Raw genomic sequence first — 7209 nt, 5'->3', positions numbered from 1 at the left:
CCCCGGGGGGGCCCCCCCCCCCCCCCCCCCCAAACCCCCCCCCCCCCCCCCCCCTCCCGCCCGCGTGCCGCCGCGGGGGCTCTTCTGTGCCCGACCCGCCTGCTAACCCTTTTGCGGACGCGAGGGCAGTGGTGCCGGCCGCACCTTCCGGTAGCCCTCACGCAGGGGCGGACGATCAGTTGGCAGTTCCTGGATCATTTCCTTGAGCGCGCCGATCCCGTACTCCAGCTGCGGATCTGTTCCTGCAGCGTAGGCGTGGGGTGGGAAGAGCACTTCGATGTCCGGCTCCACCCCGCGGTTTTCAACGTCCCAACCGATCCCGCCACTGAACCAGGTGGCGTAGCGGGGCTGCGTCACACCTGTACCGTCGGCCAGGGCGAAGCGGTTGTCGATGCCCACCACGCCGCCCCAGGTCCGCGTACCGATGACCGGGCCGATGCCCCTGAGCTTGGAAACCTGCGTGATGATGTCACCGTCCGATCCGGCAAATTCGTCGGCCAGGATGATCACAGGGCCCCGCGGCGCATGGTGCGGGTACGTACGCGGCTTCTCTCCGCGCGGCATGCTCCATCCGGTGACCTTCCGTCCGATCAGTTCGGCTACCAGTTGGGACGTATGCCCGCCACGGTTGCGCCGCACGTCCACGATCAGGCCATCCAGCGCAGTTTCGGTGTCGAGATCGCGGTGGAGCTGCGCCCAGCCGTTGGCCATCATGTCCGGGACGTGGAGGTAGCCAAACTTGCCGTCCGAGGCCTCACGTACCGTGCGACGGTTGGCCCTGACCCAATCCTGGTACCGCAACCTCTCCTCGTCACGGACAGGTACCACGGCCACTCGACGCTGTTCACCGGCGGCTTCGCCATGTCCTTCACCGTTCAGAAGCGTCAGCTCGACAGTCCTGCCTGCAGCGCCCGCCAGTTGCATGGCCGGTGTCAAGGCCGCGGAAAGTTCGACGCCGTCAATCGCCAGAAGGACGTCGCCCACCTTCGCGTCCGCTCCGGGACGCGTCAAGGGTGAAGTAGCCAAGGGGTCGGACGACTCCCCCGCCAGAATCCGTGTAATCTCCCAGCCTTGCTTACCGAGTTGCAACTCAGCGCCAAGCCGGCCCTGGCCGTTACGTCCGGGCTCGGTCACTGCGGCCGGCTTAACGTAGGCGTGGGAGGTCCCCAGCTCGCCATGGATCTCCCACAGCAGGTCCACCAGGTCGTCATGGGAACCGAGGCGATCCACCACAGGGCGGTACCGCTTGTACACGGAGTCCCAATCCTGGCCAGCCATGTCGGCAGTCCAGAAGAAGTCCCGCTGGAGGCGCCACGCCTCATCAAACGACTGTCCCCACGCAGCCACGGGGTCAAGGGTGACGCGGACCCTGTTAAGTTCCACCTTCACAAGGTCTCCGGAGTCTTCATCCACCTTGGCGTCAGCAGGCACGGACGTGATCTGTTGGTCGAGGATGTAGACAACCCGTGTCAGGTCGCCCGACAAACGGTATCTGTCCACAGCAGAAACCAGGGTGGTTTGCTTACGCTTTGCCAGGTCATAGCGCACCAACGATGGTGAGCTCTTCTTATCCTGCAGCGTGCCTTTGCCTTCACCGGTGACGCCCGCGAGCTCAGTATCGAGCCACAAGAGTGCGCCGACTCCGACAGCCAACTCCGTGTAATTTCCTTGGGGCACAGGGACTGCGATGACTCGGTGCGCAAGGCCGTCCGGATCGACCCGCACGGCAGGTGCGCCGCCGTCGTCGGACTTGGTCGAGGTGGGCGGGACATCCTCGAGCATGTCAACGGACGGGCCGAACGGTGAAGGGGTGTCCGCGGCCAAGGCAACCAGGTACGGCTTGATCGGGCTCGGGAAGGACAAGTCGAAGGAGTGGCCGTCATATACGGGGTCGAAGCTTCGGTTGGACAGGAAAGCAAGGAACTTACCATCAGGGGTGAACCGCGGCGATTCATCGCAGAAACGCCCATCCGTGACATCAATGATGCCGGCCTCAGCCTCGCCTGGGCGGGCGATCCGGAGTTTGCTCCGCGAGCCAAAGGAAGTGACGGGCTCGGACCATGCGAGCCACTGCGAGTCACCGGACCACGCCAGTTGATCGATGCTGCCCTCACCAACGCTGACCAGCAGGGTCAGGGTGCCCGCCGCAGTATCGGCCACGAAGACGTCACCGAACGCGGTGCCAATGGCCAGCCAGCGGCCGTCCGGGCTGGCTTCCAGGGCACTCGTACGCGTAGGCGACGGGAAATCAATGCGGACGTCACCCGTGTCTTCCGCTGGTACAAGGCCTGTGGGTGTCGCCGATCCGCTCACAGTGTCCGCCGACGGTTCGACCGCCTCGCCGGATTTTTCGCGGGCTGGGTCCCCTTCCGGAGCTGCGCCCCCGTCCGCTGGCTTTATGGGGGTGGTCGTCGGCACCGACGTGCTCCCCTGCCCGAGCACATTCGAGGCGGAGACAGGCTTGGGCAAGGGATCTGAGTCGCCGGCCGGAGCGGGCTCTGGATCAACCTTTGCAGGCACCTCAACAGTTGCGGAAAGACGCGAAGCGATGCGCTTGATGTACACGGCTTCAACGGAGCCGTGGTCAGCGACGTAAGCGATCCGGCCGTCAGTGAGCGGACGTGGCAAGCGGGCGCGGACTCCGGGCGTCGCTTCCACCACCCGTGAAGGACCGTCCTTGTGGCGAAGCCAATGGAGGGTTCCGTGCGCTTCGACGGCACTGGCAGTGCCAGCGGCGTTGGGAACCACATCGCCAAGGTGCGCAGAGGCCTTGAGCGGTGCCGGACGGCGGGCCGGGGACGCTGAACCCAGGGTGATGTTCAGTTTGGCAGCCTCGGCGTCACCGTCAAGCGATGGGATCATCCACAGTTCTCCGGCGGATTCGAAAATCACCCGGCTGCCGTCAGTGCTGGCGTGCCGGACGTAGAAGTCCTCATGGTCGGTGTGCCGGCGCAGCCCCGACCCATCGGGCAGCACGGAGTAGAGGTTTCCGTACCCCTCATGGTCTGACAGGAAAGCGATGCGCCCATTGACCCACAGCGGGTCGGTAACGTTGCCATCCACCTCGGGTACCAATCGGTCGAACTCACCGTTACCGTCGGCGTCGATCCACAGCTTGCCGGCGGTGCCGCCACGGTATCGCTTCCACCATGCCGGCTCGCGGGAAAGGACGCTGGCCAGGACCACGGGCTTCTCATCACCGATTTCGGGACCGAAAGCAACTGCCTCAACGGGACCGAAAGGAAGTTCGACGGCGGCACCGCCGTCAAGCGGGAGGCTGTAGGCATGCGTGTGCCGGCTTTCGGCCTGCTGGAAAGCGCTGGTGACCACCACGTTTCCGGCAGGGGTGAAGCCTTTGACTTTTGTGGTGCTGTGTCCAAAGTAGGTCAACTGCCTGTATCCACCGCCGTCGACCTCTGCCGTCACGACCTCCGGTGACGTCCCAACAATCACCGTCCATACAAGCCGCTTCCCGTCGGGAGTGAAACGGGGGTTCCTGGCTGGCAGTTGCTGCGATGAAACACGCCAGGCACGGCCGCCGGAGAGGGGCGCGATCCAGATGTCATCTTCTGCCACGAAAGTGACCAGATCGCCGTGCACATGCGGGAAACGGAGGTAGCTGGAGGAGGTCATTGTTCGATCATAGTCAAGAGGTGCCCACCCTCAGCCGCACCGACAGGCGTTTCCGCCACACACGCTGTCCATGGTGAGATGGGTCATGAGAATCGTGATGTCCGGAGCGTCGGGAATGATTGGAACTGCACTGTCAGGGCACCTGCGGGGTCAGGGCCATGACGTCATCCGCCTGGTACGGCGACCTGCCAGGGACACTGGTGAATGGACGTGGGACCCGGCGGCGGGAGAACTCGATGAGGCCGTCCTGGACAACACCGATGCCGTCGTCAACCTCTCCGGTGCCGGCATCGGGGACCGTCCGTGGACCAAACGGCGGATAAGGGTCCTCCGGGATTCCCGTCTCCAGGCCACCGGGACCCTGACGGCCGCCATGCGACGTCTTGCCAGTCCGCCGGCTACCTTCGTCAGCCAATCCGCGTCCGGTTACTACGGCGCCTCGCGCGAAGGCGTTCTGCGCGAGGATTCGGGTCCCGGCGCAGGCGTGCTGGGCAGTTTGTGTGTTGAGTGGGAGCGCACGGCAAGGACAGCGCCATCGGGCGTGCGGGTAGTGACTCCGAGGACCGGCGTGGTGCTCAGCACCTCCGGAGGCGCACTTGGGCCGCTGCTCCCCTTGCTAAAACTCGGACTCGGTGGACCGTTTGGGAACGGGCGCCAGTACTGGCCTTGGATAACACTGACCGACGAAGCACGGGCGCTGGCATATCTCCTCACATCCGACATCGATGGACCCGTGAATGTTTGCGCGCCGGAGAGCGCGGATGTCAACGCGATCGTCGCAAGCCTCGCGAAGGCGTTCCACCGGCCTGCCGTCTGCCGTGTCCCCCGGCCTGCCTTGCGTTTGGTTCTCGGACGACTGGCAGATGAACTCGTTCTGGCCAACCAGCGAATGGAGCCCTCCCGCCTGGCGGAGGCTGGTTTCCACTGGCAGCACCCATCTCTCTCTGATGCCATGACCTGGCTGACTCAAGACACCCCGCGCTGACCAGCTCCTCAACTCATCACCCGGCCACACTTGGGGCCAGGATCCCGGATATCCGCCACCGGCCGTTTGTGCGAACCACGTGCAAACGGAGGTCTTGCGGCGAACCGGCGAGCCAGGTGTGTGCCACTGCCCCCGACGAATCGCGTTCCTCAAAGGTCGACGTGGCAACAGTAGCCCCCACCATTACGTCATTGGAGTCCGGGGATCCTTCAACGGTCACTCCGGACAACGTCGTCGAAAACCCGGCGAAAACAGTTCCTGCCTCTTTGAGGTGATCCGCCACCTGGTTGTCGGCAACTTCAGCGGGTGATCCCGGCACGTTGACCAAGGCCAACAGGTCAAGGCGTCCCTGTCCCAAGGCGACATCACGGACGGATGACAATGCCTTTACTGCCACTGCCGGATCCTCAGCCCGAAGGCCTTCGGCAAGGGCTTCGGGCAGGTCCGCGGCGTGCGCGGCAGCGGTTGAGGATGCTGGGCCGGGTGCTGGCACAAGGCTGGGTGCGCTGCTTCCGATGGCTCCTGCCGGCTGAGTGGAAGACGCCTGGTTCTGCTGCCACGGCAGAGGGCCCTGCTGGGAAACGGTCCACCCACCGGCGCCAATAAGCATGCCGGCCGCCAGGACCAACGCAAGGTTCTTGATCCGGGCGCCCGTGCTTCGACGTCGGCGGCCTTCCGGTCGGATTGTGGCCTCTGGTCCGACCGACGGAAATTGATGGAACCGGCGTATCCACCGTGGTGCGCGGCGGGGTGAACGCCCCAACGCCTCGCGTCGGGTGAGCAGCTCTGGAATGACGGAGGGATGCACGGCTCCGGACAAGTCCAGCGGCTCGGGAGCAGCGCTTCTGAAAATCGCCGTGCCGAGTTCCCGGGCAGTCGGACGTACATGGGGATCGGTGTCAAGCGCAGCCTCCAAAGCAGCCATGAGGGACTTGGGAACATCGGGAACCAGCAGGGACAAAGGTGGGCGGTGCCGGGTGTCCGCCGGGGCAGATCCGGTCAAGCAATACCATCCAACGGCGGCCAGCGAATAGACATCACGCTGTGGCTGCAGTTCGCGCCGGGCATGACCGCCTGCGGGGACGACTGATGGATCCCTGAAGCCCGGAGTCCCTGCATCCATGACCTGCTGGGCGCCCCCCACCATGGCGGCCACGCCGAAGTCTGCAAGCAGTGGCATCCCCTCTGCCGTGAACAACACATTCCCCGGCGACACGTCTCCGTGCACCGCACCGTTGACGTGCAGGTAGTCCAGGGCCTGGGCGAGAGGGGTCAGCATGGTCACCGCTTCGCCCACGCGAAGAATGCCCCGCCCGGCCATCAGGTTGGCCAGTGAGCCACCGGCGGCGTAGTCCATGACAATCCCGGCAGTGTCCCCGGCGCCTCCAGTCACAGGCAGGACTTCATGAATTCGAACGAGGTGCTGATGCTTGAAGCCCGCGAGGAGCCTGACCTCCCGCGCAACACCTTCTGTGATGACGCCGCCGCTGCTGCTTTCTCCGCTTGCTCCTCCGCCGCACTTGATCGCAAGACGCACCCCGTCACTGTTCCTTGTCACGAGCCACACTGTGGAGCTGCTGCCTTGGCCCAATTGGCGGGATATCTGGTAACCCGGAACGAGGGGCACGACACCGGCGGGAATATCCAGTTTTTCCATAGACAAGGTCTACCGGACCAGGGGATTTTCCGCAGAAGTTATCCACAGGGCGCCCGCTTCCGGCAGCTTGCCAACGACAGCGCAGGATGCGACTGAGAGGTTCACCACAAAATCATGGCCACTGTCCTGCTGGGTCTAAGCTTGAACCCATGACTCTTGAGTTTTCAGAACTGGGTCTTGCCCCGGAATTCGTTGATTACATGCAGGGCTGGGACCTGCAGCGCGAGATCCACAACAAAGTTGTTGCGGGCGAGCAGAACAGCACCGTCTTGCTCCTGGAGCACGCTGCCGTCTATACGGCCGGCAAACTCACGGAAGATCACGAGCGTCCCTTTGACGGGACACCCGTTGTTCCCGTGGACCGTGGCGGCAAACTAACGTGGCACGGCCCCGGCCAGCTGATTGCCTACCCCATTCTCAAACTCAAGAACCGCGCCGGTATCCGCGACTATGTGGAACGGCTTGAGGCCACCATGATCGCGGTCATGAGTGACTACGGCATTAACGCAGTCACTGTGAAGGGCCGGGCAGGGGTTTGGATTCTTGCCGATGAAAAGGGTCCGGACCGCAAAATTGCCGCCATCGGCATACGCGTCCTGGACGGTGTCACCATGCACGGTGTCGCCATCAACTGCAGCAATGACCTGGCGCCTTACGCACAGATCATCGCCTGTGGAATCACTGACGCCAGCGTCACCACCATGTCGCTGGAAGCAGGCCGGACCATCAATCCTGCCGACATCGTTGACCGCTTCGTGGAAGAGTTCCGCAAGCATGAAGAAGCACTCGTTTCCACCCCCGAAGGAGCACTCCAGTGACCTTGGCACCTGAAGGCCGTAAGTTGCTGCGCGTTGAGGCGCGTAACGCGGCGGTCCCGGTTGAACGCAAGCCCGAGTGGATCAAGGCCAAGGTCCAGATGGGTCCTGAGTTTGTC

Annotated in this window: 4 protein-coding genes and 1 pseudogene; 3 read left to right on the top strand and 2 right to left on the bottom strand. The window is 63.9% G+C overall.

Annotated elements, in window-relative coordinates:
- Positions 1-102 precede the first annotated feature (102 nt).
- Entirely contained in the window at positions 103-3633 is a 3531-nt protein-coding gene (locus tag LN996_RS23160) for a S41 family peptidase (protein ID WP_231343441.1), read from the bottom strand.
- An 85-nt stretch (positions 3634-3718) separates the two neighbouring features.
- On the opposite strand from LN996_RS23160, the gene LN996_RS23155 reads away from it, so the two are divergent.
- Positions 3719-4618, top strand: a complete 900-nt coding sequence (locus LN996_RS23155) for a TIGR01777 family oxidoreductase (RefSeq protein WP_231343440.1) — start codon at positions 3719-3721, stop codon at positions 4616-4618.
- A 16-nt stretch (positions 4619-4634) separates the two neighbouring features.
- Here the strand turns inward: LN996_RS23155 and LN996_RS23150 are convergent, their stop codons facing one another.
- A complete protein-coding gene (locus tag LN996_RS23150; protein ID WP_231343439.1) occupies positions 4635-6275 on the bottom strand; it encodes a serine/threonine-protein kinase in 1641 nt (546 codons plus the stop codon).
- Between the two features lie 149 nt (positions 6276-6424).
- On the opposite strand from LN996_RS23150, the gene lipB reads away from it, so the two are divergent.
- Together lipB and LN996_RS23140 are read left to right on the top strand one after the other, a co-directional pair.
- Positions 6425-7093, top strand: coding sequence for a lipoyl(octanoyl) transferase LipB (gene lipB, locus LN996_RS23145; protein WP_231343438.1), 669 nt, complete (start codon positions 6425-6427; stop codon positions 7091-7093).
- Positions 7090-7209: pseudogene (locus LN996_RS23140) on the top strand (lipoyl synthase); the annotation flags it as partial. The gene lipB and the pseudogene LN996_RS23140, both read left to right, overlap by 4 nt.

Source organism: Arthrobacter sp. AK01, assembly GCF_021109375.1.
Lineage (GTDB): Bacteria > Actinomycetota > Actinomycetes > Actinomycetales > Micrococcaceae > Arthrobacter.
The sequence above is the reverse complement of the archived record's forward strand: the minus strand, read 5'-3'. Positions and strand labels throughout refer to the sequence as shown.